Source organism: Kribbella endophytica, assembly GCF_054781295.1.
Window position 1 is genome coordinate 798,004 of the sequence record NZ_BAAGUR010000001.1, and the last position, 26,269, is coordinate 824,272.

At 69.9% G+C, this 26,269-nt stretch carries 24 protein-coding genes; 9 read left to right on the plus strand and 15 right to left on the minus strand.

What is annotated here, in order from left to right; all coding sequences use genetic code 11:
• Positions 1-92: 92 nt before the first annotated feature.
• Positions 93-815 carry a GntR family transcriptional regulator gene (locus ACYVIO_RS03885; RefSeq protein ID WP_145803939.1) on the minus strand — a complete coding sequence of 241 codons (723 nt, stop codon included), beginning with the start codon at positions 813-815 and terminating at the stop codon, positions 93-95.
• 142 nt (positions 816-957) lie between these two features.
• Between ACYVIO_RS03885 and ACYVIO_RS03890 the strand changes: the two genes are divergently transcribed.
• Positions 958-1,977, plus strand: a complete 1,020-nt coding sequence (locus tag ACYVIO_RS03890; protein WP_460649238.1) for an SIS domain-containing protein — start codon at positions 958-960, stop codon at positions 1,975-1,977.
• A 143-nt stretch (positions 1,978-2,120) separates the two neighbouring features.
• Here ACYVIO_RS03890 and ACYVIO_RS03895 read toward each other — a convergent pair whose 3' ends face one another.
• Entirely contained in the window at positions 2,121-2,903 is a 783-nt protein-coding gene (locus ACYVIO_RS03895) for an IclR family transcriptional regulator domain-containing protein (protein WP_460649239.1), read from the minus strand.
• Between the two features lie 60 nt (positions 2,904-2,963).
• On the opposite strand from ACYVIO_RS03895, the gene ACYVIO_RS03900 reads away from it, so the two are divergent.
• From ACYVIO_RS03900 to ACYVIO_RS03925, 6 genes are read left to right on the plus strand one after another with little or no spacing between them, the layout of a single operon-like run.
• The gene (locus tag ACYVIO_RS03900; RefSeq protein ID WP_460649240.1) at positions 2,964-3,782 is read left to right on the plus strand and encodes a CoA transferase subunit A; all 819 of its coding nucleotides are present in this window, start codon (positions 2,964-2,966) and stop codon (positions 3,780-3,782) included.
• Complete coding sequence (locus ACYVIO_RS03905) at positions 3,775-4,527, plus strand: CoA-transferase subunit beta (RefSeq protein ID WP_460649241.1); 753 nt, start codon at positions 3,775-3,777, stop codon at positions 4,525-4,527. The genes ACYVIO_RS03900 and ACYVIO_RS03905 overlap by 8 nt, the downstream gene beginning before the upstream one ends.
• Entirely contained in the window at positions 4,520-5,599 is a 1,080-nt protein-coding gene (locus tag ACYVIO_RS03910; RefSeq protein ID WP_460649242.1) for a maleylacetate reductase, read from the plus strand. The genes ACYVIO_RS03905 and ACYVIO_RS03910 overlap by 8 nt, the downstream gene beginning before the upstream one ends.
• Positions 5,596-6,801, plus strand: a complete 1,206-nt coding sequence (locus ACYVIO_RS03915; RefSeq protein ID WP_460649243.1) for a thiolase family protein — start codon at positions 5,596-5,598, stop codon at positions 6,799-6,801. The genes ACYVIO_RS03910 and ACYVIO_RS03915 overlap by 4 nt, the downstream gene beginning before the upstream one ends.
• An 11-nt stretch (positions 6,802-6,812) precedes the next feature.
• A complete protein-coding gene (locus ACYVIO_RS03920; protein WP_460649244.1) occupies positions 6,813-7,670 on the plus strand; it encodes an intradiol ring-cleavage dioxygenase in 858 nt (285 codons plus the stop codon).
• Entirely contained in the window at positions 7,667-9,406 is a 1,740-nt protein-coding gene (locus ACYVIO_RS03925; protein ID WP_460649245.1) for an FAD-dependent oxidoreductase, read from the plus strand. Before ACYVIO_RS03920 ends, ACYVIO_RS03925 begins: the two co-directional genes overlap by 4 nt.
• Here ACYVIO_RS03925 and ACYVIO_RS03930 read toward each other — a convergent pair.
• The 9 genes from ACYVIO_RS03930 to ACYVIO_RS03970 form a co-directional block, all read right to left on the minus strand.
• Positions 9,395-10,579 carry an alpha-amylase family protein gene (locus ACYVIO_RS03930; RefSeq protein ID WP_460649246.1) on the minus strand — a complete coding sequence of 395 codons (1,185 nt, stop codon included), beginning with the start codon at positions 10,577-10,579 and terminating at the stop codon, positions 9,395-9,397. The genes ACYVIO_RS03925 and ACYVIO_RS03930 overlap by 12 nt on opposite strands.
• A 17-nt stretch (positions 10,580-10,596) precedes the next feature.
• Positions 10,597-11,235, minus strand: coding sequence for a response regulator (locus ACYVIO_RS03935; protein ID WP_460649247.1), 639 nt, complete (start codon positions 11,233-11,235; stop codon positions 10,597-10,599).
• A gap of 19 nt (positions 11,236-11,254) precedes the next feature.
• Positions 11,255-11,920: a sensor histidine kinase gene (locus tag ACYVIO_RS03940; RefSeq protein ID WP_460649248.1), complete on the minus strand. Its 666-nt coding sequence runs from the start codon at positions 11,918-11,920 to the stop codon at positions 11,255-11,257.
• 240 nt (positions 11,921-12,160) lie between these two features.
• Positions 12,161-12,811 (minus strand): LuxR C-terminal-related transcriptional regulator, encoded by a 651-nt coding sequence (locus tag ACYVIO_RS03945; RefSeq protein ID WP_460649249.1) that lies wholly within the window; start codon positions 12,809-12,811, stop codon positions 12,161-12,163.
• Positions 12,805-13,617, minus strand: a complete 813-nt coding sequence (locus tag ACYVIO_RS03950; protein ID WP_460649250.1) for an endo alpha-1,4 polygalactosaminidase — start codon at positions 13,615-13,617, stop codon at positions 12,805-12,807. The genes ACYVIO_RS03945 and ACYVIO_RS03950 overlap by 7 nt, the downstream gene beginning before the upstream one ends.
• Positions 13,611-14,255, minus strand: coding sequence for a spherulation-specific family 4 protein (locus tag ACYVIO_RS03955; RefSeq protein ID WP_460649251.1), 645 nt, complete (start codon positions 14,253-14,255; stop codon positions 13,611-13,613). Before ACYVIO_RS03955 ends, ACYVIO_RS03950 begins: the two co-directional genes overlap by 7 nt.
• Entirely contained in the window at positions 14,252-15,619 is a 1,368-nt protein-coding gene (locus tag ACYVIO_RS03960) for a hypothetical protein (RefSeq protein ID WP_460649252.1), read from the minus strand. Before ACYVIO_RS03960 ends, ACYVIO_RS03955 begins: the two co-directional genes overlap by 4 nt.
• The gene (gene pelF, locus ACYVIO_RS03965; protein WP_460649253.1) at positions 15,616-17,016 is read right to left on the minus strand and encodes a GT4 family glycosyltransferase PelF; all 1,401 of its coding nucleotides are present in this window, start codon (positions 17,014-17,016) and stop codon (positions 15,616-15,618) included. The genes ACYVIO_RS03960 and pelF overlap by 4 nt, the downstream gene beginning before the upstream one ends.
• The gene (locus tag ACYVIO_RS03970) at positions 17,001-19,184 is read right to left on the minus strand and encodes a hypothetical protein (protein ID WP_460649254.1); all 2,184 of its coding nucleotides are present in this window, start codon (positions 19,182-19,184) and stop codon (positions 17,001-17,003) included. The genes pelF and ACYVIO_RS03970 overlap by 16 nt, the downstream gene beginning before the upstream one ends.
• A 192-nt stretch (positions 19,185-19,376) precedes the next feature.
• Between ACYVIO_RS03970 and galE the strand changes: the two genes are divergently transcribed.
• Positions 19,377-20,357, plus strand: a complete 981-nt coding sequence (galE, locus tag ACYVIO_RS03975; RefSeq protein WP_460649255.1) for a UDP-glucose 4-epimerase GalE — start codon at positions 19,377-19,379, stop codon at positions 20,355-20,357.
• On the opposite strand, the gene ACYVIO_RS03980 is transcribed toward galE, so the two are convergent.
• The gene (locus ACYVIO_RS03980) at positions 20,354-21,022 is read right to left on the minus strand and encodes a TrmH family RNA methyltransferase (RefSeq protein WP_460649256.1); all 669 of its coding nucleotides are present in this window, start codon (positions 21,020-21,022) and stop codon (positions 20,354-20,356) included. The two genes, galE and ACYVIO_RS03980, sit on opposite strands and share 4 nt — an antisense overlap.
• 27 nt (positions 21,023-21,049) lie before the next feature.
• Between ACYVIO_RS03980 and ACYVIO_RS03985 the strand changes: the two genes are divergently transcribed.
• Positions 21,050-21,766, plus strand: coding sequence for a DedA family protein (locus tag ACYVIO_RS03985; RefSeq protein ID WP_460652059.1), 717 nt, complete (start codon positions 21,050-21,052; stop codon positions 21,764-21,766).
• Between the two features lie 7 nt (positions 21,767-21,773).
• On the opposite strand, the gene ACYVIO_RS03990 is transcribed toward ACYVIO_RS03985, so the two are convergent.
• The 3 genes from ACYVIO_RS03990 to ACYVIO_RS04000 form a co-directional block, all read right to left on the minus strand.
• Positions 21,774-22,151 carry a hypothetical protein gene (locus ACYVIO_RS03990; protein ID WP_460649257.1) on the minus strand — a complete coding sequence of 126 codons (378 nt, stop codon included), beginning with the start codon at positions 22,149-22,151 and terminating at the stop codon, positions 21,774-21,776.
• Between the two features lie 159 nt (positions 22,152-22,310).
• Positions 22,311-25,289: an AfsR/SARP family transcriptional regulator gene (locus ACYVIO_RS03995; RefSeq protein ID WP_460649258.1), complete on the minus strand. Its 2,979-nt coding sequence runs from the start codon at positions 25,287-25,289 to the stop codon at positions 22,311-22,313.
• A 214-nt stretch (positions 25,290-25,503) separates the two neighbouring features.
• Positions 25,504-26,211 carry a LemA family protein gene (locus ACYVIO_RS04000; RefSeq protein WP_460649259.1) on the minus strand — a complete coding sequence of 236 codons (708 nt, stop codon included), beginning with the start codon at positions 26,209-26,211 and terminating at the stop codon, positions 25,504-25,506.
• Positions 26,212-26,269 lie beyond the last annotated feature (58 nt).

The window sequence follows — 26,269 nt, forward strand, 5'->3', positions numbered from 1 at the left end:
TACTCGGCGGGCCACCTGCTGAGCCGGCCGGGTGACCGGGGAGCGAACAGCAGGGAACAGACCAGTGGCCCAACAGGACAGGTCCAGTTGGATCAGGTGGAGGAACCGGTCCGCGGGCCGCGCGGGGTGAGGGCCATGTGCAACCGGTAGCGGTCGGCGCGGTAGGCCGACCAGGACAGCTCGACGACCTTGCGGCCGGCGAACGTCGTGCGCTCGAGGACCAGCAGGGGTGCCCGCCGGGCCACGCCGAGCACCCGGGCGACGTGACCGTCGGCGTTGTCCGCCCGGACGGTCTGCTCACCCGAGGTGACGACGACGTCGTACTCGCTGGCGAAGACGTCGTACAGGGTGCCGAGCTCACGGCCGAGCAGGCCGGGGAACAACGCGGACGGGTAGTACCCGACCTCGTACGCCATCGGGGACGCGTCGGCCGTGCGCAGCCGCTCGACCCGGATCACCTTCGTGCCCTTCGCGACCCGCAGCCCCTTGGCCGTCTCGTCGGACGCCTCGATCTCGGTGGCCGACAGCACCACCGTGCCGGGCTCCAATCCTCGGGCCCGCATCTCGCGGGAGAACGAGGTCAGGTGCAGCTGGGAGTCGACCTGCGGCCCGGTGACGAAAGTCCCCTTGCCGTGCACGCGTTCCAGCGCACCGGACTCGACCAGGTCGCTGATCGCCTGCCGGACGGTCACCCTGGAGACGTTCAGTTTGTCGACCAGCGCGCGCTCGGAGGGGATCGGGTCGCCGGGGTGCAGCTCGACGTCGATCAGCCGTTCCAGCACCGACCGGACCTGGGCCCGCTTGGTAGCCACCATCGAATCTCGATCCTCCAGACCATCGGCGTTGCCCGCGGGGGTGCCCCGGACGACCGCTCACTGCTATCGTGCGCAGCATACCTGTTAAGACCAGATAGGACCAGTGATCCCAGTGGTGTCTGTCCCCGCCTCTGCCACCCAGATGGCACGCGAGATCGCCGAGCAACCGGCCGCCTTGGCCGCGACGTTCGAGCACGTGCTGCCCAGCCGGCACGACATCACCCGGCTCGCTGCCGGGCGCCGGAACGTGATCTTTCTCGCCCGGGGCTCGTCCGACAACGCCGGCGTCTACGGCCGCTACCTGACCGAGATCCACGCCGGCCGGCAGGCCTCGCTGGCGGCGCCGTCCGTGGCGACCTTGTACGGCGCGAACCTCGACCTGTCGAACTCGCTGGTCGTCGCGGTCAGCCAGTCGGGCGCCACGCAGGAGATCGTCGACACCGCCGAGTGGGCCAAGCGCAACGGTGCCGCGATCGTTGGTATCACCAACGATGCGGACAGCCCGCTGGCGTCGACCGCCGACGTCGCGCTGATCACGCAGGCCGGCAAGGAACTGGCGGTGCCGGCGACCAAGACGTACACGACGCAGCTCGCGGCGATCACGGTCGCCGTCGACGCACTCGCGCAGAAGCCCGGCACGCTCGACGCCGACATCGCGCGCGTCCCCGACGCTGCCGCGAAGATGCTCGAGGGTTCCGTCGAGGCTGCCGCTGAGCTGCTCGCCGGCGCCCACGACGTCCTCTCCAGCGGCCGAGGCCTCACCTTCGGCACCACGCTCGAGGTAGCCCTCAAGCTCGAAGAGACCTGCCTCCAGCCGGTCCGAGGCCTGTCGTACGCCGACCTCAAGCACGGCCCGATCGCAGTGGTCGACGCCGACCTCGTCACCATCCTGGTCGCCGCCGCCGACGGCCCCGCCCTCCCCGGCATGACCGAGCTCGCCACCATCGTCCGCGAAAAGGGCAGCAAGATCCTCGGCATCGGCGGAGACGCCAAGTTCGCCAGCCTCTGCGACGTCAACCTGGCCGGCCCCGACCTCCCCGAAACCCTCGCTCCGTTGGCGCTGGTCATCCCCGCCCAGCGCGCCATCGAGGCCCTCGCCCGCAAACTCGGCCTCGACCCGGATGCTCCCCGCGGCCTCCGCAAGGTGACCCAGACCGACTGACCGAACTGCAGCCCGGCACGCCTGCGGCCGGGAATGTCTGCCGTGGCTGATGCCGCGGCGGCCGGACAACAGTTGTAGACGAAGCAATTGGCCTGAGGTTGAGGAAGCGGGGGAAGTCCCCCGCTTCCGGTCCCGCAGGAGCCTCAGATGCGGCCTCGTTGGCGTAGGGCTGTGCCGATCTGGTCCGCACACTCCTGCAACGGCTTCAGCGACTCGGTCCGCAGTGCCGCCTTCGTACTGCGGGAGGCGTGCGCCGAGACGTTCAGTGCGGCAGCCGCCCGGCCGCGCGAGTCCAGGATCGGTACGGCGATCGACCGCAGCCCCAGCTCCAGCTCCTGGTCGACCAGCGCATAGCCATCGACGCCGGCCCGCTTGATGACCTCCCGCAGCTCGTCCGGCGAGGTCAGCGTGTGCTCGGTGAGCTGCTCGGTCTCCACAGCCTCCAGGTACGCCGTCAGCTCGTCGTCGGGCAGCCCAGCCAGCAGCACCCGGCCCATGGACGTCGCGTACGCCGGCAGCCGGGCCCCGACGCCCAGGGCGACCGTCATGATCCGCCGGGTCGGCACGCGGGCGACGTACACGATGTCGGGCAGGTCCAGCGTCGCGATCGAGCAGGACTCCCGGGTCTGAGCGCTCAGCTCCTCCATGAACGGCCCAGCGATGTCACCGAGGTCCAGCGAGGACAGGTACGCCCAGCCCAGTGCCAGCACGCGCGGAGTCAGCGTGAAGCGCCGCCCGTCGCTCCGCACGTATCCGAGCTGCTCCAGCGTGAGCAGGATCCGCCGGGCGGTCGCGGGCGTGATGCCGACGTCGCGGGCGACCTCGCTGAGCGTCAGCGACGGCGTCTCCGCCGAGAACGCGCGAATCACCGCCAGGCCGCGCTCGAGCCCTTGGAGGAACGTGCCTGTGGACGCGTCACCGGACATCGGCTAGCCTTTTCGTTGAAAGAAGAACTTTTCGCTGAGCGAAATCCTAGCGGAGCTTCGATGCCGAGTCCAGTACTTCTCCACGACGCCATCGCCGAGCACGTGCACGACGGGGACACGGTCGCGCTCGAGGGCTTCACGCACCTGATCCCGTTCGCCGCCGCGCACGAGATCGCGCGCCAGGGCCGCCGGCACCTGACCCTGGTCCGGATGACGCCGGACCTCGTCTACGACCAGCTGATCGGACTGGGCGTCGCCGACCACCTGGTCTTCTCGTACGGCGGCAACCCGGGCGTCGGCTCGCTGCACCGCCTGCGCGACGCGGTCGAGAACGCCTGGCCGCACCCGCTGTCGGTGCAGGAGCACAGCCACGCCGGGCTCGCGAACGCGTACTCCGCCGGCGCCGCGCGGCTGCCGTTCGCCGTACTGCGGGGTTATCGCGGGACCGATCTCGAGCAGCAGCGCGACATCATCTCCCGCGTCACCTGCCCGTTCACCGGCGAGGAACTGGCCGCGGTGAAGGCGGTCAACCCCGACGTCACCGTGATCCACGCGCAGCTCGCCGACCGCGACGGCAACGTGATGCTCTGGGGCATCACCGGCGTTCAGCGCGAGGCCGTCCTGGCCGCGGACCGGGCGATCGTCACCGTCGAGGAGGTCGTCGACGAGTTCCCCGAGCGGACCGGTGCGGTGATCCTGCCGAACTGGGTGCTGTCCGCGGTCTGCGTCGTCCCGAACGGCGCCTGGCCGTCGTACGCCGCCGGCTACTCGGTCCGCGACAACGACTTCTACCAGCGCTGGGACGCCATCGCGCGGGACCGGGAGTCGTTCCTGACCTGGGCGGCCGAGAACGATCTGAAGGAGAGCGCGGATGTCTGACTGGGACAGCGCCGAGATGATGAACGTCGCGGCCGCGCGCGAGCTGTACGACGGCGACGTCTGCCTGGTCGGCGTCGGGCCGCCGAACCTCGCGGCCAACCTCGCCCGGCACACGCACGCGCCGAACTGCCGGCTGGTCTACGAATCGGGGGCGATCGACGCCAAGCCGCAACGGCTGCCGTTGTCGATCGGCGATGACGACCTGGCCGCGACCGCGACCGCCGTGGTGTCGGTGCCGGAGATGTTCAACTTCTGGGTCGGCGCCGGGCGGATCGACGTCGGGTTCCTCGGCGCCGCGCAGATCGACCGGTTCGGGAATATCAACACGACAGCGATCGGCGACCACGCGCATCCGAAGGTGCGGCTGCCCGGAGCGGGTGGCGCGCCGGAGATCGCGGCGGCCGCTCGGCGGGTGATCGTGATCGTGAAGCAGTCGCCGCGGACGTTCGTGGAGACCGTCGACTTCGTCTCGTCGGTCGGCTACGGGCCGACCGGGCAGGAGCGTCAGGCTCCGGGCGCTGGGCCGACGCTGGTGATCACCGACCACGGCGTGCTGGAGCCGGATCCGGTGACGCACGAGCTGACGATGACGCGACTGCATCCGGGGGTGACGGTCGAGCAGGCTGTCGCGGCGACCGGGTGGACGCTGAAGGTTGCCGACGACATCGAAGAGGTGCCGGCGCCGACCGGGCACGAGCTGGCGGTACTGCGGAAGCTGCGGAACCGGGAGCCGATCGATGCCTGAATCTTTCGTGCACACAGGGTTTTCGAGCCGGGTGGTTTTCGGGGCCGGGGCTTTGGATCAGGTCGCGGGTGAGGTGGAACTACTCGAGATCTCCCGGACGCTGGTGATTGCTACGGGGTCTGCTCGGGATGCGGCGGATGTTGTCGAGCTGGGGCTCGGGGAGCGGTTCGCGGGGCGGATCGACGAGGTGCGGCAGCACGTGCCGGTCGAGCGGGCGGACGCGGCGCGCGCGAAGGCCGCCGAGATCAGGGCCGACGGGATCGTCGCGCTGGGCGGCGGTTCGGCGATCGGACTGGCGAAGGCGATCGCTCTCTACAGCGGGCTGCCGATCGTCGCCGTACCGACGACGTACGCCGGTTCGGAGATGACCCCGGTCTGGGGCCAGACCGCCGACGGCAGCAAGACCACCGGCACCGATCTCGCCGTACTCCCCCGGACCGTTGTCTACGACCCGGTCCTCACTCGCGGCCTCCCGCTCGCCATCACCGCGGCCAGCGTCGCGAACGCGCTGGCGCATTGCGTCGAGGCGACCTGGACGGTCAAGGCCGATCCGATCACCGAGATCACCGCGGTCGAGGGAGCTCGCGCGTTGCACGACGGGCTGCTCGCCGTCATCGAGGACCGGAACGACTTGGATGCCCGAGGCAACCTCCTGTACGGCGCGAGCCTGGCCGGCTCGGCGCTCGCCTCGGCCGGGACCGGCCTGCACCACAAGCTCTGCCACCTGCTCGGGGGCACCTACGGCCTGCCGCACGCGGAGACGCATGCGGCCGTCCTTCCCCAGGTAACACACCTGAACGCGGCCGCCGTACCGCGCGCGAAATCGCGGCTGGAATCTGCCATCCAGGCGGAGGATCTGGCCACCGGTTTGTACGATTTCTTCAGCACCACAGGCGTTCCGACCAGCCTCCGCGCCCTCGGTCTCACCGAACAACAGGCCAGGGAAGCCGCCCGCCAGTTCGCCGCTACCAACCCGGTGAACATCGTGCCGGTTGACGAGGCGACCCTGACAGACCTCCTGCTCGCCGCCTGGTCCGGCGAACGTCCTTCGCTGCAAGGAGTTGGGCAATGACCTCCGCGTTCCTGTACGACGCCGTCCGCACCCCCGTCGGCAAGCTGGGTGGCGCACTGGCCGGTGGACGACCCGACGACCTCGCCGCCGTCACCCTGCGCGAATTACTCGTCCGCCACCCCGGCCTGGACCCGGCGGAGATCGACGACGTCTTCCTCGGCAACGCCAACGGCGCCGGCGAGGAGAACCGGGACGTCGCGCGCATGGCCGCGCTCCTCGCGGGCTACCCGACCAGCGTCCCCGGTACGACGGTCAACCGCCTCTGCGGCTCCGGCCTCGAAGCAGCGATCCAAGCAGCACGAGCCGTCGAGACCGGAGACTCCGGACTGGTCGTCGCCGGTGGCGTCGAGTCGATGAGCCGCGCGCCCTGGGTCCTGCCGAAGCCCGATCGAGCCTTCCCCCATGGCAGCATGACCGCGGAGTCCACCTCGCTCGGCTGGCGGCTGGTCAACCCCCGGATGCCGAAGCAGTGGACCGTCTCCCTCGGCGAGGCGACCGAACAGCTCGCCGAGAAGTACGGCATCACCCGCGAGGCGCAGGACCTGTTCGCGCTGGAGTCGCACGAGAAGGCCGCGAAGGCCTGGGCGGCCGGCACGTTCGACGGCGAGATCGTGCCGTGGGAGCACCTGGCGCCGTACCTGCCGGCAAAGACACAGCCCCTGACCCGCGACGAGTCGATCCGCGAGGGCGGGACCCCCGAGGTGATGGCCAAGCTCAAGCCGGCCTTCCGCGACAACGGGACGGTCACCGCGGGCAACGCCTCCACGCTGAACGACGGCGCGTCCGCCGTACTGATCGGCGATGAGCAGACCGCGCAGCGCCTTGGCATCAACCCGCTGGCTCGGATCGTCAGTCGTGGGGTGCACGGCGTCGAGCCGCAGTACTTCGGCATCGGCCCGGTCGAGGCGTCCCGCAAGGCGCTCGCGAAGGCCAGCATCGGCTGGGACGACCTGAAGCTGGTCGAACTGAACGAGGCGTACGCCGCGCAGAGCCTGGCGTGCCTGGGCGAATGGCCCGAACTGGACCGCGCGAAGGTCAACGTGAACGGCGGCGCGATCGCCCTCGGGCACCCGCTGGGCAGCTCCGGCACAAGGATTCTCACCACTCTCGCGCACGAGCTGCACCGGCGCGGCGGTGGCTACGGCCTGGCGACGCTGTGCATCGGCGTCGGCCAGGGACTGGCGATGGTGATCGAGGCATGAGGGGACACGACATGAGCGACAACCTGACCGACGAGGTGGTGGCCAGCTTCGACGGCAGCCCGGACGCGCGGACCAAGGAAGTGCTGGGCGCGCTGGTCCGGCACCTGCACGCGTTCGCGCGTGAGGTCGACCTGACCGAGGAGGAGTACTTCCGGGGCATCGACTTCCTGACCCGGACCGGGCAGATCTCGACCGCGACCCGGCAGGAGTTCGTACTGCTGGCCGACGTGCTCGGGTTGTCGATGCTGACGGTCGGGCTGGACACCAAGCTCCCGGCGGAGGCGACCGCGGCGACCGTGTTCGGCCCGTTCTTCGTCGAGGGCTCCCCGGCGTACGAGCTCGGCGACGACATCGCCAACGGCGCTCCCGGTACGCCGTGCCTGGTGAGTGGCCGGGTGCTCGACACCAAAGGCCAGCCGGTCGGCGGCGCGTTGCTCGAGACCTGGCAGGCCGACGAGGACGGCTTCTACGACGTCCAGAAGGATCTCGACGTCCCGCAGAACCGTGGCCACTTCACGACCGATGCCGAGGGAAACTTCTCGTTCTGGTCGGTCCGCCCGGTCGCCTACCCGATCCCGGACGACGGCCCGGTCGGCGAGCTGCTCCGCGCCGGCGGCCGCGGCCCGATGCGCCCGGCGCACATCCACTTCATGGTCACGGCACCCGGCTTCGCCCGCCTGATCACGCACGTGTTCGCGGCCGGTGACGAGCACCTGGTCGACGACGCCGTGTTCGGCGTGAAGGACTCGCTGATCGCCGAGTTCACCGAGCACCCCGCCGGTACGGCGCCGGACGGCCGCGCGGTCGACCAGCCGTTCGCGTCGGTGCACTACGACCTCGTACTCGCGACCACCGAGGAGACGCTGTGACGGATTCGTTCGAGACCGACGTCCTGATCGTCGGCACCGGTCCTGCCGGTGGCGCGGCGTCGCTGTTCCTGTCGTCGTACGGCGTGGACAACGTCGTGCTGACCCGCTACCGCTGGACCGCGAACACCCCGCGGGCGCACATCACCAACCAGCGCACGGTCGAGCTGATGCGGGACATGGGCATCGAGGACCAGATCACCGACAAGGGCACCGAGCATGCGCTGATGGGCCAGACCGCCTTCTGCACCAGCCTTGCCGGTGAGGAGATCGGCCGGATCCGGACGTGGGGAACGCACCCGCGCCGCCTGGCCGACTACACCGAGGCCTCACCGACGCTGCCGTGCGATCTCCCACAGACGCTGTTCGAGCCGATTCTGGTCAGTACGGCGGCCAGCCGCGGCGCGCGCGTCCGGTTCGACACCGAGTACTTATCGCTCGAGCAGGATGCCGACGGCGTCACCGCACACGTGCGCGATCGGCTCAGCGGCTCGGAGTACGACATCCGGGCCAAGTACCTGATCGGCGCGGACGGCGGCCGGAGCAAGGTCGCGCAGGACATCGGCCTGCCGATGGCCGGCCAGATGGACGTCGAGGGCTCGATGAACATCGTCTTCGAGGCCGACCTGTCCAAGTACGTCGCGCACCGTCCGAGCGTCCTGTACTGGGTGCTGCAGCCGGGCGCGCAGATCGGTGGCATCGGCGCCGGGCTGATCCGGATGGTCCGGCCGTGGAACGAGTGGCTGATCGTCTGGGGCTACGACATCAACCAGCCGCCGCCGGTGGTCGACGAAGCGATGGCGACCGAGATCGTGCACAACCTGGTGGGTGACGACACGATCGACGTGAAGCTCAAGGGCACCTCGGTGTGGAGCGTGAACCACATGTACGCCGAGCAGGCGTCGGTGGGCCGGGTGTTCTGCATGGGCGACGCGATCCACCGGCACCCGCCGAGCAACGGGCTGGGCTCGAACACGTCGATCCAGGACGCGTACAACCTGGCCTGGAAGCTGTCGCTGGTACTGAAGGGCCAGGCCTCGCCGACGCTGCTGGCGTCGTACGACGAAGAGCGGGTGCCGATCGCGCGGCAGATCGTCGAGCGAGCGAACAAGAGCCGGACACAGTTCGGGCAGATCTTCCGCGCGCTCGGCATGACGCCTGACGCGCCGGCCGGGCGAACGATCGACTCGCGCAAGGACGATACTCCCGAGGGCGTTGCCCAGCGCAACGAACTGCGGGAGGCGATCGAGCTGAAGGACTACGAGTTCAACGCGCACGGGGTGGAGCTCGGCCAGCGCTACGCCTCGTCGGCGGTCGTGCCGGACGGGACGCCCGAACCGGCGTACGAGCGGGATGCCGAGCTGTACTACCACCCGACCACCTGGCCGGGCGCGCGGATCCCGCACTGCTGGCTGACCCGCGGTTCGGAGACGGTCTCGACGCTCGACGTGGTCGGCAAGGGTCGCTTCACCGTGCTGACCGGCATCGGCGGCGAGTCCTGGGTGAAGGCCGCGCAGGCCGTCTCCGAGTCGCTCGGTCTCCCGATCGAGGCCGCGGTCGTCGGCCCGGGTCGCGAACTGGAGGACCTGTACGGCGACTGGGCGCGGCTGCGGGAGATCCCGGACAACGGCTGCCTGGTCGTCCGGCCCGATGCTCACATCGCCTTCCGGTCCAGCGACCTTCCGGAGGATCCGACGGCCGCCCTGCAGGAGGCTTTCGCGGCGGTCCTAGGTCGCTAGTTTCCAGCTGTGCGCTTCGACGACGGGCTCTGCTACTTCCACAGGGAAGCGGTAGGGCTCGTCGCCGACGTTCAGCAGGAGGGTGAGGCTCTGCCCGTCAGCGGCTGACCTCAACGCGACGGCTTCATTGGTGAGGTGTTCGACGGTGGTCCGTGCCCTGACCAGCCAGGGATTGCGACGGCGTACGCCGATCAGCTCCTGGTAGAGCGGATCGGGCTTGCCGGGCTTGTCCGGGAACTGCTGACGGATCGCGTCGTCGCCGCCTTCGCGGTCCTCCTTGACGCCCTGCCAGCCGAACTCGTCCCCGGCGTACACGCTCGGAATGCCGGCGACCGTGAAGAGGATCGCGACGGCATGCCCGAGGTGGCGCTCGTCGGTGAGCTTGCTGGCGATCCGGGTGACGTCGTGGTTGCCGACGAAGGTCTGTGGGACGAACGTGTCGAGCAGCTGGTCGTGCCGCTCGAGCGCGTAGGCCAGCTCGTAGAAGTTGCCGTCGTTCAGCGAGCTCCAGATCGCCTTCCACAGTTCGTACTGCGTGATCGAGTCGAGCGTGCTCTCCTGCGCGTACGCCGCGTAGTCGCCGTGGATCAGCTCACCGAAGAACCACGCCTCCGGGTACTGCGCGCGGACCTCGGCCAGCACGTCCCGCCAGAACGACGCCGGTACGGCGTACGCCGCGTCCAACCGCCAGGCGTCCACTCCGCGCGCCATCCAGTGCGTCATCACGTCCACGACGTACCGGCGTACGGCGGGCAGGTCGTGGTCGAGGGCCACCAAGTGGTCGTGCCCCTCGAAGTAGGCGAGCCCTTCGTCGGTCCGGCGGAACCACTCGTGCGGACCCGCGAACGACCGCGCGACGTGGTTGAAGACACCGTCCAGCGCCACCCGCAGACCCCGCGCGTGCGCGGCCGCGATCAGCTGGTCGAAGTCCTCGTCGGTGCCGAGCCGCGGGTCGATCCGGAAATGGTCGATCGTGTCGTAGCCGTGCGTCTCGGACGCGAACACCGGACCGAGCAGCAGGCCCGAGCAGCCCAGCTCGATCGCGTGGTCGAGCCAGTTCTCCACATGCTCGAACCGGTGCCGCGGCTCGGAGGTCAGGTCAGCCAGAGCCCGCTCGGCGCCGGTGAAGCCGAGCGGGTACACGTGCCACCAGATCGCATGGTCGGTCCACATCCTTCGACCGTACCGGCTCAGCCCGGTGGAGTGACGATGCCGTTCGTGATCGCGTAGGCGACCGCCTCCAGGCGGGAGTGCACGTCGAACTTGGACAGCACCGACTGGATGTGGGTCCTGACCGTCGTTCTGGAGATGTGAAGATCGGCCGCCATCGAGTCGGTGGTGGCGCCCTGGACGAGCAGCTCCAGGACTTGGCGTTCACGCTTGGTCAGGTACCCGGCGAGGAACTGGGCGTGGGCCCGGTCGGGATCGGTGTCGAGGCCGAGCGCGTCGCGCAGCAAGGTGTCGTCGCAGAACATCTCGCCCTCGGCGACCCGGCCGATCGCGCGCACCACCTCGTCGATGCTGCGGTCCTTGGACGCGACCCCGCTCGCACCGGCCGCCATCGCGTCCCGCAGCACCTCCGGCCCGGTCCGCGCGGTCAGGACGAACACCCGTACGCCGGGCGCCGCCTCCCGCAGCTTGCGGGTGAAGTCGATCCCGTCCGCGTCCGGGAAGCCCAGGTCCATCACGCACAGGTCGACCGGGTCCTCGGCCAGCAGCTTCACGGCGTGCCGCGGGTCCTGCAGTACGGCGGTCACGTCGTACCCATGACCGCGCAGGACCGCGGCCAGCGCCTCGGCGAACACCCGGTGGTCGTCGCAGACCGTCACACGGACGGGTCCGCCCGGGTCAGTTGAGGTGGGCAACGGGGAACGTCACTGTGACCCGGGCGCCGCCCAGGTCCGCAGTGCCGACCTCGAGACTGCCCCCAGCAGCCTCCACCAGCGTTCGAACGATGGTCAGCCCGCGGGACGCGAGCCCCGGCGGCCCGGCACCGAACCCCGGACCGGAGTCCGCGACCACCACCGCCAGACCGTTGTCAACGGCAACGGCCGACAGCTCGACCACGCCGTCCTCGCCGGCGGCGCGGATCGCGTTCTCCAGCAGGTTGCGCAGCACGCGACGCAGTGACACCCGCTCGATGCCGATCCGCAGCGCCGGTAGTTGCCCCGACACCCGCACCTGGGTGTGGGTGGTCGGTGCGACCGCGCGGACCAGGTCGGTCAGCGCGGCCGGCACGTACGCCGGCTCGGCTGTCTCCTGGTCGGTCCGCAACTGCCGCAGCAGCGCGGACACCGCCTCGGCCTCCGCCTCGATCAGCATCAGCATCGCCCGCCGGGCCGTCTCGTCGGACGCCCCCAGGGCAGCCGCCGTCAGGGCACGCACCGTCGCCATCTCGTGGGTCAGGTCGTGCCAGATGTCCGCAGGTTGTCGTGCTGCCGGTCGCGTCGCGACCGGCACCACCGTGATCCCGTCCAGATCTCCTGGTCGGTGCACGTACAGGCCAGAACTCACCGTCTTCCCCCCATGTCGTCGCAAACCCGGTACGGCACGCAAAGGCACGCGCCGTCCCCGCCCGAGTTGGGACAAACTTGTGTGTCGAAACCCCTGCCATCAGGCTTGGAGTCCGGAGCGACGGCCGGTCGAACACGACATTGCGACCAGACCACAGTCTGTCGGCGATCCCGTCTCGTCCCGCGTCACTCACCCTGCTAACGCGCCGATCGGCCAGGGGTTACGCGCAGTTCGAGCAGTTCATCGTCCGGTGACCGCCGGTACGCCGGCCCGGCGCCCGATCGCGGCCGCCTGCACCGCCGTCCGCGCCCCGAGCTTGCCCAGCACCCGCTGGACGTGGGTCCGCCCGGTGCTCTCGGCGATGCCGAGCCGATCGGCCAGCGCCCGCCGGTCCAGCCCACCGATCAGGCAGCTGAGCACAGTCCGCTCCCGCTCGGTCAGACCGTCCACCAGCCGCCGTGCGTCGTCCGAGCTCTCCCCCACCGACCGCGCCGGGCTGGCCAGCACCGCTGAGCTCACCCACATGCCACCCGTCCCGACAGCCCGTACGGCGGCCTCAACGTCCGTCAGCGGGTCCGTGGCTGCCACCCAGCCGTGCGCACCGGCCCGCAGGGCCTGCAGCACCGGCGCCGGGTCGGCCGCGTCAGCCACCATCAGCACCCGGGTCTGCGGTGCGACGTCACCGACCACCCGGACGATCGCCGCGGCCGCGAGACCCAGCTCGGCCGGCTCCACGATCGCCACGTCGGGCTTCTGGTCGGCCACGACCCGCAGCAGGTCGTCCAGCGTGGAGACGCTGCCGACGCTCTGCAGCCCGCGACAGCTGCCCAGGTGGAGTGCTACGGCCTCGCCGATCACCCGGACCCGGTTGCAGACGACGACGCTCAGCACGGCTGCCGATCCGGCCCGAGGTCGAGCGGTTTGCGCATCGAGCTCATCCGCAGTTCCCGTGCCTTCGCGCAGAACTCCTCGGTCGCCACGTCGTACTCGACGTGCAGAACGGCCTTACCTGCTTGAAGAAACGGCCGCAGCTCGTCGCACTCGTCGTACCGCATACACTCCTCGTTGACCGCGAAGTCGAAGTCGGGCTGCAGCTGCTCGATCTGGTCCAGGTCGTTCTTCAGCCCGACCGACATCCCGCGTTCGTGCGCCAGCGCGGCGATCCGCCGGTTGAAGGTCAGCTGGTCCTCGGCACTCAGCGGGAAGCCGGTGTCGTTGGCGTAGCCGTCGACGTTGTCCGGCTCGACCGCGTCGAACCCCTTGGCCCGGCACTGGTCGAAGCGGGCCGCCAGCAACGGCTTCAGCTGGTCCCACTGCCGGATGTCGAGCCAGCGCTCGTCCGGCCAGCCGTCCAGCGCCTTACCCAGTACGGCGGCCGGGAACTGCGCCTGGTCCGGCCGGAAGTTCTCGTACGAGCCGACGCTGACGTAACAGATCACCCGCCGGCCCTTCTTCTGCAGCTCGGCCACCTGCTCGGCCGACGTCTTCTCGTAGTCGACGTCGTACACCGGTACGTCCACCGAGAGGTCCAGGTCACCGGACAGCTGCCACTGCCAGGGCGCACCCTGCTCGGGCGCCCACAGGTCGCTGCTGCGGGGTTTGATCGGCTGCGTGGCCACCGGCTCGTCAGCAGCCGAGTCCGAGCACCCCGCCAGGATCAGCAGGAAGGCCGCGACACCTACCAAGGGCCTCAACATCGTGCGGACTCCCACGACGGCAGCCGGTCCCACGGATGCGGCGACGGCCGGTCCGTCACGAACACCAGCTCAGCACCCAGGTCACCGGCTCGCTCGGCCACGTGCTCCAGCTCCTCCACCGGTACGCCGTGCACCAGGTGCCAGCGCCGGGCGGTCGTCACCGGCGGCTCGATCCACGCGTGCGCGGCCGCGTCGTCCTCGAAGACACAGGTGATGTCGAACAGGTCCAGCAGTTCGGGGCACGGCTCGACGCCCGGGTTGGCGACCAGCGTCCGTACGCCGGCCCGCCGGGCCAGCAGCGCGAGGATCCGGTTCTGCCCGAGCGCCTCGACTCCGGAGGCGACCTGGTCGTACATGATCTCGTCGACGTCGTACAGGGCCTTCCAGCTCTCCACGTCGGCAGCGACCAGTGCTGGGCTGCGGCGGCCGTAGTCGACGTCCACGTAACCGAGCAGACGGATCCCGTGGGCGCGCAGCATCGCCAGCGCCTGCGGGTAGTAGGCGTCGCCAGGGAGTCCCGGGCCGTCGGCAACGTTCACGACGGCGAACTCGACCTGCTCCGCCAGCGACGCCAGCCGGCGCCACTGCTCCGGAGCCTCGGCCGGGTGGACGTACCAGGGCACGGCGAGCCGCGTCATCGATGGACCTCCACCCGTGTCAGTCGCTGCCAGGCCAGCACCGAAAGCGTTGTTGCCAGGGAACCACAGATCGCCAGGTACCACACGGCCAGGACGAACGCCTGATCCATCAGCAAATAGCGGCTGGCCGCCAGCACGACGCCCAGTCCGGTCACGACGACCACCGGCAGCACCTGGCGGTGCGCGACCAGTAGCAGCGCGGCCAGGAACGCCCAGCCGAGCATGACGGTGGACGCGAGGCGCAGTACGACGACTGTGGTCAAGTCGCTCGTTGCAGCAACCAGCACCGTCAACAGCACGAGAGCCAGCAGGTAGCCCGCCGCACACTTCAGCAACGCGCCACCGATCTGCCGAGCGAACTCACCAGCGGACGTGGTCGTCTGCAGAATCAGTCCGGCGCGACTGCGGTACTGCTCCAGCTGCCACTCGGCCACGACGACACCACCGACCAGCGGGATGAGCGTCAGCCCTACCCCAGGCGTGGGCGCGACGAGCCCGTCCACAAGTCCAAGCGTGAGCAGCATGGCCAGGCACGCACCATAGGCGGCGTACAAGCGGCAGTCGGACAGGACCGCTTGCCGGACCGGACGGCTGGGCGTTCGACCACCTCTGCACATCCACACCGCCGCGCCCACAGTCGCCGCGACAGTGACTCCAATGCCGGAGAGAACGAGCGGCCTGGGCAGCCCGGTGAACAGCAGGTCCGGCACCGCGACCAGCACTCCCGGCACCAGCGCCGCAAGCATCACACCGGGCCGCCTGAGCACGACCCCGATGGTCGAGCCGAGCACGTACGCGATCTGGCTGACGGCAACCGCCAGCACGTACCCGGCGGCGGGTAGCCGCCACCAGACGAGGCCTGCTCCGACCAGCGCGGGGATCAGTGCCAGGACCGCCAGATCACGCATCAATCGGCGGGCCTCGGGCAGGGACCCCGCGCTGGTCAGGGCATAACCGGCGTACGCGACGCCTTGGCCGGCAGCCCATCCGTAGGCCACCGCGGCCAGCAGGAGGACGACCTCCAGCTGAGCAGACCGGCCACCCATCGCCGAAGCGGTCAGCAGGGCCGGCAAGACGAAGACCAGTCCACGCTGCAAGGTCGGAACGACAAGCACCCGAGCAGCCCGTACGACGGGCGTATGGCCGACCGCCTCCATCCGCAACGACGGCAGCAGGTCAGCACCGAGCGCGAACACATCCGGGCGGCCGTACCGCTCGCGTGCTGTCCGGTCGCTGATCCCGCTGGCCTCCAGCGCGGCAGCGACCTCGTACGCGTCGACCGGCGGCGCCGAACCGGGCCGCTCGACCAGCTCGGACGCCTGCTGGTGGCGCTGGCCCGGCAGCAGGACGCAGTCAGCGCTCATGCGGGCAGCTCCAGGTCAGCACCGACCGTGGCCTCGTACAGCATCCGGTACGTGTCGATGGACTTGTCGAGCGTGAACGTGGCCAGCGCCCGCTCCCGCGCGGCCTGACCGACCCGCTGCCGCAGCTCCGCGTCCCGCAGGTAGACCAGGCAGGCATCGGCGAACGCCGACGGATCCCGCGGCGGTACGACGGCGCCCGCGGCGGCGACCGCCTCCGCCGTACCGCCGACGTCGGTCGAGACCGTCGCGCGGCCGCACATCATCGCCTCGATCACGGTGTAGGGCATCCCTTCCGAAATGCTCGACAGGGCCACCACGTGGCCGGCCTCGAACGCGATCCGGGACGACGGCACCGGCCCTTCCAGCACCAGCCCGTCCACCACCCCGAGCCGCTCGGCCAGCGCCAGGCAGCGGCGTTCGTACTCCTCGTTGCCGTCCGGCGTCGGACCGAACAGCCGCAGCCGGGTCTCCGGCAGCTGCTCCCGGACCAGCGCGAACGCCGCCACCAGGGTCTCCAGGTCCTTCAGCGGATCGACCCGGCCGACCCAGCTGATCGTCGGCACCTCCGGCTCGTCCTCGATCGCGGTGTACCGCTCCGGCTCCACCCCGTTGTAGATCGGCACGACAGCTGCCGGATCAGCACCGAGCCGGTGCTCCCACCGCGCGTTGAACCGAGCCACCGGTACGACGAAGTCCGCCGAGCGGTAGCCGAGCTCCGCGAGCTGCCGGAGGAAGCCGAGCACGATCGTCTTCACTCCGGCCGGGTAGTGCAGGTCGCGGAAGGCCAGGTAGCGCTCCCGCAGGTAGACCCCGTGCTCCGACATCACCAGCGGCGTCCCGCGCCGCCACTTCTCGGCCAGCCCGACCAGCGTGGGCAGACCGTTCGCCACCGCGTGGGTGAGCCCCAGGCCGGGGCCCAGGTCCACCCGCAGCGGCAGCAGCGAGCGCTCGACCAGTTCGGCCGCGACGATCGCGTCGTACACGGTCAACGGCTCGGCCGCCGGCCACAGGTCGAGCAGGTCACCGGCCAGGTCGCAGGAGCGCAGCACCCGGTCGAAGCCGGGCTCACCGGCCAGCCGGGCCAGCTCCCGCAGCCCCCACTCGAAGCTGACCGGCTGGGACAGCACCGACCCGGCCAGGACGGCCCGGGCGGCGTCAGCCACCCGAGCCCGGTTCCGGCCCCGCCGAGGCGTGGCGGCCGGTCCCCAGAGGGGGAACGGCTGCACCGCCTCAGCGTTGTCCGGCAGGTCCCACGTCTGCTTCTCGGTCCCGTTCGCGACCAGCGTGACGAGACGGAAGGTGTGTTCGGGCAGCCCGCGGATCAGCTTGTCGCACCACTGGCTGACACCGCCCTTGACGTAGGGGTAGGTGCCTTCGTTGATCAGTGCGACGTCCATGACCCGGTGATCTCGCCGGTCCGGAACGGGCCGAGCTTCGCCGACTCCCGCAGTACGGGCAGCTTCTTCTCCGGAGCCTTGACCACGGCCGTCGCCGGAGCCGGCGTGGCCGCCGGGACCGGGTAGCCCGCGCCGGACGGCAGGCCGAGCTTCAGCGAGCCGAGCCAGCCGAGCGACTTCTGCTCCGACCGCTCACCGGCGTACGCCGTACCGAACGCTCCGGCCGGCAGCCCGAGCAGGCCGAGCACTCGGGTGCCCTCCGGCATCGTGACCGGGACCGGGATGGTCGTTGACGAGTTGTTCTGCACCGTCACCGTGCCGCCGGTGACGTAGGCGGTCACGTTCTGCTTCTGGGTCTTCCAGATCGTTGCCTGCTGCAACAAAGTCGCCGACTCCTTCATCGTCGGGTGCAGCAGCGGGCTGTTCGCGGCGTACGCGGCGGCGAACCGGTCGATCACGCCGTCCAGGACCGGGTACACGATGCGGTCCTCGGCCAGGTTCGACTGGTGCGCGTAGTGCGGGCGCGGGTCGTTGCCGAGCACGTGCCGCAGCGCGATCCGGACCTCGAGCGGCACGATGTAGTCGCGGAAACCGGTGACCGTGCTCTGCGGCGCGATGCAGGTCGTCGTACCGGGGTTGTCCTCGCAGATCCCGCTGCCGCCGTTGGCGCGGCTGGTGTAGATCCAGTTGTACTCGTCCATCTCCTCGGCCTCGGTGGCCACGTTGTAGAAGATGTTCATCGGGTAGCGCGGCACGGTCAGCGCGTTGCCGATCGAGCGCTGCTCCTTCTCCCGCGACGCGTCCGAGGCGATGTACTTGATCCCGCGCTCGTTCAGGGCCGGGCCGAGGTTCGGGTTGTCGACGAGCATCTGCGGCAGCGTCTTCAGGCCCGAGTGCTCACCGGTGACCAGTTCGGACTTGTCCAGCGTCACGCCGTTCGTGGTGGCCCAGTCGGTGTTCTTCTTGATCTCGGTGGAGATCGTCGCCTTCGACGCGTACTGGATCGTGCCGGTGGTGTTGGTCGCGCACTTCCACGGCAGCGTGCTGAAGTCCTGCACGCAGCCCAGGTACGGGTGCGACCAGGTGTGGTTCAGCCAGCGGAACGAGGCCTTGTCCGCCTTGTACTTCGCGGCCAGCGCGGGCGCGGTCGCGACCCCGTCGGCGTTGTAGGTGACGTCCAGCGGCATCCCCGTCCGGGCCTGCCAGGCCTTCTGGAAGTCCACGTCCGCGGTGTTCATCAGGATCGGCGGTGTGTACGGCTGCACGTTCGGGTCGAGGTCGACGTTGCAGTTGTCGCCCGGCGTACAGTCACCGTCCTTGCTCCAGCGCAGGTCCTCCAGGAACACGTCGTCGATGTGCGCGGAGAAGTAGTTGCGCTCGTAGCCGAGGTGGACGCCCCGGGTCATCCAGCTGATGATGCCGTGCGCCAAGTACTGGAACTGCTCCTGGTACTCGTTGTAGACGAAGGTCAGGACGAGCTCCTCACGCCCGTCGTGGCTGTAGACCCCCATCAGCGAGCCGGTCAGGTCGGTGCCCGGGATCGGCGCGCCCACCAGCGTCTTGAAGTTCGCACCGGCCAGCGGGGTGGCCAGGTAGCCGTAGCTCTCGGAGTAGGTCTGGTCCGCGTCCTCGAAGCCGAGCGGCCCGTCCAGATAGCGCAGCTCGGCCGCACGGCCATCCGGGGTCGCCGTCGCGGTGACGCCGTCCAGGGTTCCGATGTAGCCCGGGTCCGCGGCGTAGTTGAGGCCGACGCCCGGGTGCGCCCAGGTGGAGGCGTTCACCTGGCGTACGGCGAAGTTGCGCTCGAAGGTCTGCAGTGCCGTCAGTTCGGCCGCGGTGAGGTTCGCGGGCGCTTCGTTCGGCAGGACGACGGCCTGGTACTTGGCGCGCGGCGTCGACCCGACCTTGTCGGACAGGAACGCGGCGGTGACGGCCGGCCGGGACCCGCTGTTGAGGTCGAGCTCGGTGTACGGCACGCCCTCGGCGTCCAGCTCGCTGGCGATCGCCTCGACCGGGGAACTGCCATCGTTGACCACCAGGACCTTCAGGTCGATCCGGGGCGTCACCGCGGCCCGGGCGCTGGGCAAAGGCGCCAGCAGACCGACCGCCAGGACGGTCAGCGCGGCGGCCCAGGCTCCGCGTCGTACGGATGGGCGGACAGTTGTCACTTCGAGCTCCTTCGGACGGGTCGCCACGACTGCGGCAGCATTCAGCGTGGCGGTCCGGCGGGCAGCGTGGATCAGGCCGTTGATGGAGTGCCGACTCGTCCATCTGCAGTACGCCGGGCACCGCCGAACGCCCGCACCGGCCTGGTCCGCGTGCACGTTCTGCCCGCGCCCGCGGGCAACCAGGCTTGGGCCATGACCTCGACCTGGCTGATCACCGGCGGCGCCGGCTACATCGGCGCCCACGTCGTGCACGCCCTGACCCGCGCCGGCCGCCGTACGGTGGTCGTCGACGACCTCAGCACCGGATCGGCCGCACGGCTACCCACCGGCGTACCGCTGGAGACCTGTTCCGTTCTCGACACCGCCGGACTGGCCGAGGTGATGACCCGGTACGACGTGACCGGCGTGATCCACCTGGCCGCGAAGAAGGCCGTCGGTGAGTCGGTCGACCGTCCGCTCTACTACTACGACCAGAACGTGCGTGGCACGGCCAGCCTGCTCGAGGCGATGCGCGCCGCCGAGGTACGCCGCCTGGTCTTCTCCTCCAGCGCCGCCGTGTACGGCGTACCGCCTGCTGGGCCGGTCACCGAGTCCACTCCGACCGCACCGATCAACCCGTACGGCACCACCAAGCTCGTCTGCGAGTGGATGATCCGGGACGCGGCTGCTGCACAGGGCCTGTCCTGGTTGAGCCTGCGCTACTTCAACGTATGCGGAGCGGGCAGTCCGTCACTGGGCGACCCGGGTGTGGCCAACCTGCTTCAGCTGACGCTGCGGGCGCTGACGGCCGGGCAGCGGCCGAAGGTGTTCGGTGCGGATCACCCGACGCCCGACGGCACCTGTATCCGCGACTACCTGCATGTTGCGGACCTGGCGGACGCGCATGTCGCCGCGGTGGAGGCGCTGCTCGGTGCTCGCGGTTTGGCTGAGTACTACAACGTCGGGACCGGCTTGGGCGCCAGCGTGCTCGACGTACTGGACACTGCTCGGGAGATCACCGGTCTGCACCAGCCGTACGAATTCACGGCCCGCCGACCGATCGATCCGCCCGAGGTGGTCGCCGACCCGACCCGCATCGCCGCTGAGCTGGGCTGGAAGGCGCAGTACGACCTGTCGGCCATGGTCGAGTCCGCCTGGGCCGCGTGGGAAAGCCCGGTCGCGGCGATCGCCTAAGGCTGCTGCTCGAAGGTGTGGCGGCGGATCCAGGCGTGCATGGCGATCGCCGCCGCCGCGCTGGCGTTGATCGAGCGCGTCGAGCCGTACTGGGCGATGTTGAGGACGTCGGTGCAGATCTCGTGGGCGGCCTCGGTCAGACCGGGGCCCTCCTGGCCGAACAGCAGGATGCAGGCCTCGGGGAGCTGATAGGTCTCCAGCGGCACGGATCCGGGCAGGTTGTCGATGCCGATCACCGGGACGCCCTGCTCTTCGGCGTACGCCGCGAGGTCGGCGAGCTGCGGGTGGTGCCGAACGTGCTGGTAGCGGTCCGTCACCATCGCGCCGCGGCGGTTCCACTTCCGGTTGCCGACGATGTGCACCTCGCGGGCCAGGAACGCGTTCGCAGTCCGGACGACCGAGCCGATGTTCAGGTCGTGCTGCCAGTTCTCGATCGCGACGTGGAACGGGTGCCGCTGGGCGTCGAGATCCTCGACGATCGCCTCCAGCCGCCAGTACCGGTACTTGTCCACCACGTTGCGGCGGTCGCCCTCGGCGAGCAGCTCCGGATCGAGCCTCGGATCGGTCGGAAGATCACCCTGCCAGGGGCCGACGCCGACCTCCGCGGTGCCGACCAGATCGGCTCCGACCAGGTCAGCGGCACTGTCACGATTAGCCTGTTGCACAGGTGGGGACGCTACCCTGTCGGCGTGATGATGCAGATGGCGATGCTCATGCCGAACTGGATGGACCCTGAGTTCCTGCTGAACTGGCTGGGCGACTGGGCTCTGTGGGGCACCGCCGCGGTCATCTTCATCGAGTGCGGACTCCTGTTCCCGATCCTGCCGGGTGACTCGCTGCTGTTCGCGGTCGGCCTGTTCGTCGCCCTCGGCACGATCGACATCCCGCTCTGGCTGGCCTGCGTGGTGCTCACCGTCGCGGCCTTCGCCGGCAACGTCTCCGGCTACTACATCGGCCGCGCGCTCGGGACGACGCTGTTCAAGAACCCGAACGCGAAGTTCCTGAAACCCAAGTACATCGAGGACACCCACGCGTTCTTCGACAAGTACGGCCCGCGCGCGCTGGTGCTGGCCCGGTTCGTGCCGATCGTGCGCACGTTCATCACCGTCACCGCCGGCGCCGGCCGGATGGACCCGCGCAAGTTCTTCTTCTGGACCGGCATCGGCGCCGTGCTCTGGGGCACCGGCGTCACGCTGCTCGGCCACGCGCTCGGCCGGATCAAGTTCATCCACGAGAACCTCGAGTCGGCACTGATCCTGCTGGTGTTCATCTCGATCATCCCGATGATCGTCGAGTACGTGCTGGCCAAGCGCCGCGCGAAGGCGCACGACAACGGCGCCGGCCACGACGAGCGCTACGACACCGAGGCCGAGCGCACCGCGGTGATGGAGAAGCTCAACAACGAGTGACCTCCCCCTAGTGGGCAAAGGGGAAGTGCGGCTCCGACCAGACGAAGTCGGTGCTCAGCGTGATCAGCGCGGCCACGGCCACCTCGCCGTACGGCAGCGGCCCGATCACCTGACCGGAGCCGAGTGAGCAGGCCACCCGGATCCGGTCCACCGCCTGGTACCAGACCAGCGCCCCCCGTGGCGCCGACCCCTCCCGCAGGAGGGCGTGGTGATCGAGCCACTGCAGTGCGTCGGCCGAGTCGTGCCAACCGCTGTCGTTGGCGTAGCCGAACGCCATCCGCTGGAACTTCAGCGTCCACTCCTGCCAGGCCGTGGAGCCGACGCGCTCCAGCTGCCAGTCCAGTGCGGACTCGGTGTCTCTCGGGTTCGTGACCCGTTCTGCCATCTGGCGCTCCATCACGCTCTCCCCCCGGCCGTGCTCCCCCGCCCGCCGGCCCTCACGCCGTGGCAGAACCAGCCTGTCGTGCCGGCATACAGCGTCCGTACATTCCAGATTTCAACGACGTACGGCGTACGGCGGGTGGGCCGAGGGGGAAGGTCAACGTCAGCTGACGGCGAGGTCGGTGCCCAGCTCGGTCAGCTGCACGCGGGCGTCGGCCACCCGGGCGTCGTTGCCGATCTGCTGCCAGGCCCGCACCGCGCGGTTCAGGTACCGGCGGGCGAAGTCGCTGTTGCCGGTCGTCGCGTGCAGCCGGCCGAGGTGGAACGCCGCCTCGCCCTCGACGCTGCGGTCGCCGAGCCGGTGGCCGATCTCGATCGCGTCCAGCAGCATCTTGCGGGCCGCCGCGTCCTCACCGACCGCGACCAGCGCCCGCCCGAGATCGGCCCGCGCGTACGCCGCGCAGTGGTCGTCGCCGATCTTGGTGAAGATCGCCAGCGACGCCTGCAGTTGGCGGACCGCCTGCTCCGGGCGGCCCTGGTGGGACCGCAGCGTGGCGATCCGTCGACGCACCTTGGCCTCCCGGTGCCGGTCGCCCCGCCGTACGCCGAGCAGGAACGCCTCGGCCAGGTAGCGCCCGGCGATCACCGTGTCGTCCCGGGCCAGCCAGATCGACGCGGTCGCGCTGCGGGCCACCGCCTCGCCGTTGGCGTCACCGACCTCGACGAAGGCCCGGACCGCGTTCTCGTAGTGGGTCAGTGCGTCGTCCGGCCGACCGCGCTCGCGCAGCCAGGTCCCGACGCCGACCGCGGCGATGCCCTCACCGAACCGGTCCCCGACCTCGGCGAACAGCTCGGCCGAGGTGGACAGGTGCTGCCAGGCCGCGTCCCAGTCGTCCTGGTAGAGCGCGAGCTGGCCGAGGTTGCGGTGCAGGATCGCGGCGCCGCGACGGTCGCCGCAGGCGATCGCGCTGAGCAGACCGGGCTGGTGCGACTCGTTCCAGTCGTCGAAACCCGCGCGCATGTCGAGGTACGGCCCCCAGGCAGCGGCCAGCCGCCAGGCGTGCTCGTGCAGACCGTTCTGGGCGGCGGCCCGGATGGCCGGGACGAAGCTGCTGCGCTCGCTGTCGAACCAGGCGATCGCATCCGTGTCGGTGAACGGCTGCGGGTCCGGTGACAGCAGCGGGCCCTCGTAGTCGAGGTTGCCGAAGTAGCCGAACGGCAGAGCCGCGGCAGCCCGTCGTACCTTCGCCAGCAGGGCGTCGAGCAGTGTGGCCAGGTCCTTCAGCGCGTCGGCCTTCTCGTTCTCGTTGCCAACGCCGATCGCGTGCAGCCGCAGCAGGTCGTGCACCCGGTAGCGCGCCTTGCCGGTGGGGTCGATCGAACTGATCTGCACCAGGTTGACCTCGATCAGCCGGTCCAGACTCCGCCGTACGACGGCCGGACTGGCCACCGGCTCCAGCACCCGAGCGGAGAACTCCCCCACCGCAAAGTGGCCGATCAGCCGGTAGAGCCGGGCCTCCTCCGGGCTGAGCGAGTCGTAGCTGAGGTCAGCGCTGGTCCGGACGGCCAGCTCGCCGATGGTCAGCTCGTCCAGCCGGTGCGTCTCGTCGCGGAGCCGCCGGGCCAGTTCGCTCGGGCTCAGGTCAGGCCGCTGGGCCAGACGGCTGGCGACGATCCGGATCGCCAGCGGCAGGTTCCCGCAAGCCAGCAGGATCTCCTCGGCCGCCGGAGAGCCCCGATCGATCCGTCCAGCGCCTGCAACGCGCAGCAGCAGCTCGGTGGCCTCGCCGTCGTCGAAGGTGTCCAGCGGCATCGGGTCAGCACCAGCGAGGTCCATCAGCCTGTTGCGGCTGGTCACCACGACTGCGGACGCTCCGGTGCCCGGCATGAGCGGCGCGACCTGGCTGGCCGACGCCACGTCGTCCAGGATGATCAGCACCCGTCGGCTGGCCAGCTCGGAGCGCAGCATCGCGGACCGGCGGTCCGGGTCGGCCGGTACGGCGAAGTCCGGCATGTTCAGGCTGAGCAGCAGGTCGGTCAGCGCACCCGCTGGATCGCGGGGATCGGTGGCCCCGCGCATGTCCAGGTAGATCTGCCCGTCCGGGAAGGATTCCCTGACCAGATGGCCCAGCCGAACGGCCAGCGAGCTCTTGCCTGTCCCGGGTGCTCCGGAGATCACCGCGATCGGCGGACGGACCGGGTCGCGTCCGCAGACCAGGTCGCGCAGCTGGTCCAGGTACTCGGCGCGGCCGCTGAAGTCGGCCAGGTCGAGCGGCAGCTGGGACGGCGGGCGTTGCGGCTCGGTCAGTGCGAGTGCGGACATCGGACCGGGTGGTTCGGTGGACTCCGGCTCCGGCGTACGGACTGCTGGGATGCCGGGGTCGGGCCAGTTCGCGGTGTGGCCGTTCTGGGCTCGTGCGCCGGATGCCTCGAGCTCCGGGCCTGGCTCGACGCCCAGCTCGTCAGCCAGCGTGCGGACTGCCTTGGTGTACGCCGCTCGCGCCTCGCTGGTCCGGCCGGCCGCCACCAGGGTGTCGACGAGCCGGCGCCAGAGCTGTTCGTCGTACGGGTCCTCGGTCAGGCGATCACTGAGCAGTACGGCGGCGCCGGCTGGGTCGCCGTACTGGAGTCGCAGGTCGAGCAGGCTGTCGACCAGCCCGCGGTGCTGCGCTTCCAGGCGGGCGATCGAGCCCTCCCAGGCCGAGGAGATGCCCAGGTCGGCCAGCGGGTGGCCGCGCCAGAGGTCGTAGGCCCGGGAGAGCACCTGCATGGCCTGGCGGGTGTCGCCCTCGTCGCGCAGGTGGCCGCCCTCGGCCAGCAGGGACTCGAACATGCTGGAGTCCAGCTCGTCGACGCCGACCTCGATGCTGTAGCCGGCGGCCGAGGTGTCGATCGGCGCGGGCAGGCCGGCGTCCTGGAGAGCGCCTCGGAGCGCGCGCACGTAGGTGCGGATGTTGGCGGTCGCGGAACGCGGCGGGGAGGTCTCCCAGAGCGCGTCGGCGATCAGGTCCGTGGAGACGAAACGGTTGGGGTGGAGGAGGAGGGTGGCGAGCAGCTGGCGGGGCTTACTGGCGCGTAACTGCTGGCTGGAGAGGTGCGCGACACGCAGAGGCCCGAGGATCTCGTACCTCAGACTGTCCACTTGGCTGCCCTCTCAACTGTTCCGCTCGCGCCCCATGTTGGCATCCCGAGGTCTGTCCGGGAAGCCTCGGCTTGATCGATGTACGCACCGATGTACGCCGGATGTATGCGGGCCGGGCAGTCTGGGAGCAGGTACCGGGGGGAGGGCAGGCCCGGGGATGACGGACTAGACGCCGTCGCCCCCGGGCCTGAATTTTCTTTTAACTATTTAATTTTTAGTAGTTTTTGTTGTCTGTTGAGTCCTGGGGCGGTAGCTGCGGGTTGTTACCACCCGGCATCTGCGGGTGGATCTGGCCCGAGGACTGGTTGCCGGCCGGCATCTGCGGCGGGGCCTGCTCACCGGCGACCGAGCCGATCGTGCCGAACGAGACCTGCGGCACCGAGCGCACACTCTCGTCCTTGACCTCGAAGTAGCCGGCCTTCTCGAACTTGAAGCTGCCCGCGATCAGGTTCGACGGGAACGCCTCGATCCGGGTGTTGTAGTCGCCGACGTTGGCGTTGTAGAACCGCCGCCCGGCCGCGATCCGGTCCTCGGTGTCGGTCAGCTCGCGCTGCAGCCCGAGGAAGTTCTGGTTCGACTGCAGCTGCGGGTACGCCTCGACGGAGATCATCATCTGCCGCAGCGCGCCGGACAGCTGTCCCTCGGCCGCGGCCCGCTGCTCCGGCGTAGCGCCCTCGGCGCCGACCGCCTGGGTGCGCAGCCGCGCGACCTCCTCGAACACGTGCCGCTCGTGCGCGGCGTACGCCCGCACGGTCTCGACCAGGTTCGGGATCAGGTCGTAGCGCCGGTGCAGCTCGACGTCGATCTGCCGCCAGGACTCCTGGATCAGGTTCCGCTGCTTGACGAACCGGTTGTACGAGACGATCAGCGCGATCGCCAGGATGACGACGAGCGCCACGACGATGATGATGACTGCGGTCATTTCCCTGCTCCCGTGGTCGGTTACCCGGCGACTCTAGTCCTCGGCGGGTCCGCTCCCG

What these genes read in the sequence shown, in the direction of transcription:
- ACYVIO_RS04000 (WP_460649259.1), bottom strand. Translation starts at nt 26,211, where the DNA reads ATGACCGCAGTCATCATCATCGTCGTGGCGCTCGTCGTCATCCTGGCG.
- ACYVIO_RS03985 (WP_460652059.1), top strand. Translation starts at nt 21,050, where the DNA reads ATGATGCAGATGGCGATGCTCATGCCGAACTGGATGGACCCTGAGTTC.
- ACYVIO_RS03895 (WP_460649239.1), bottom strand. Translation starts at nt 2,903, where the DNA reads ATGTCCGGTGACGCGTCCACAGGCACGTTCCTCCAAGGGCTCGAGCGC.
- ACYVIO_RS03900 (WP_460649240.1), top strand. Translation starts at nt 2,964, where the DNA reads ATGCCGAGTCCAGTACTTCTCCACGACGCCATCGCCGAGCACGTGCAC.
- ACYVIO_RS03890 (WP_460649238.1), top strand. Translation starts at nt 958, where the DNA reads ATGGCACGCGAGATCGCCGAGCAACCGGCCGCCTTGGCCGCGACGTTC.
- ACYVIO_RS03930 (WP_460649246.1), bottom strand. Translation starts at nt 10,579, where the DNA reads ATGTGGACCGACCATGCGATCTGGTGGCACGTGTACCCGCTCGGCTTC.
- ACYVIO_RS03960 (WP_460649252.1), bottom strand. Translation starts at nt 15,619, where the DNA reads ATGAGCGCTGACTGCGTCCTGCTGCCGGGCCAGCGCCACCAGCAGGCG.
- ACYVIO_RS03990 (WP_460649257.1), bottom strand. Translation starts at nt 22,151, where the DNA reads ATGGCAGAACGGGTCACGAACCCGAGAGACACCGAGTCCGCACTGGAC.
- ACYVIO_RS03920 (WP_460649244.1), top strand. Translation starts at nt 6,813, where the DNA reads ATGAGCGACAACCTGACCGACGAGGTGGTGGCCAGCTTCGACGGCAGC.
- ACYVIO_RS03885 (WP_145803939.1), bottom strand. Translation starts at nt 815, where the DNA reads ATGGTGGCTACCAAGCGGGCCCAGGTCCGGTCGGTGCTGGAACGGCTG.
- ACYVIO_RS03955 (WP_460649251.1), bottom strand. Translation starts at nt 14,255, where the DNA reads ATGACGCGGCTCGCCGTGCCCTGGTACGTCCACCCGGCCGAGGCTCCG.
- galE (WP_460649255.1), top strand. Translation starts at nt 19,377, where the DNA reads ATGACCTCGACCTGGCTGATCACCGGCGGCGCCGGCTACATCGGCGCC.
- ACYVIO_RS03915 (WP_460649243.1), top strand. Translation starts at nt 5,596, where the DNA reads ATGACCTCCGCGTTCCTGTACGACGCCGTCCGCACCCCCGTCGGCAAG.
- ACYVIO_RS03950 (WP_460649250.1), bottom strand. Translation starts at nt 13,617, where the DNA reads ATGTTGAGGCCCTTGGTAGGTGTCGCGGCCTTCCTGCTGATCCTGGCG.
- ACYVIO_RS03910 (WP_460649242.1), top strand. Translation starts at nt 4,520, where the DNA reads ATGCCTGAATCTTTCGTGCACACAGGGTTTTCGAGCCGGGTGGTTTTC.
- ACYVIO_RS03905 (WP_460649241.1), top strand. Translation starts at nt 3,775, where the DNA reads ATGTCTGACTGGGACAGCGCCGAGATGATGAACGTCGCGGCCGCGCGC.
- pelF (WP_460649253.1), bottom strand. Translation starts at nt 17,016, where the DNA reads ATGGACGTCGCACTGATCAACGAAGGCACCTACCCCTACGTCAAGGGC.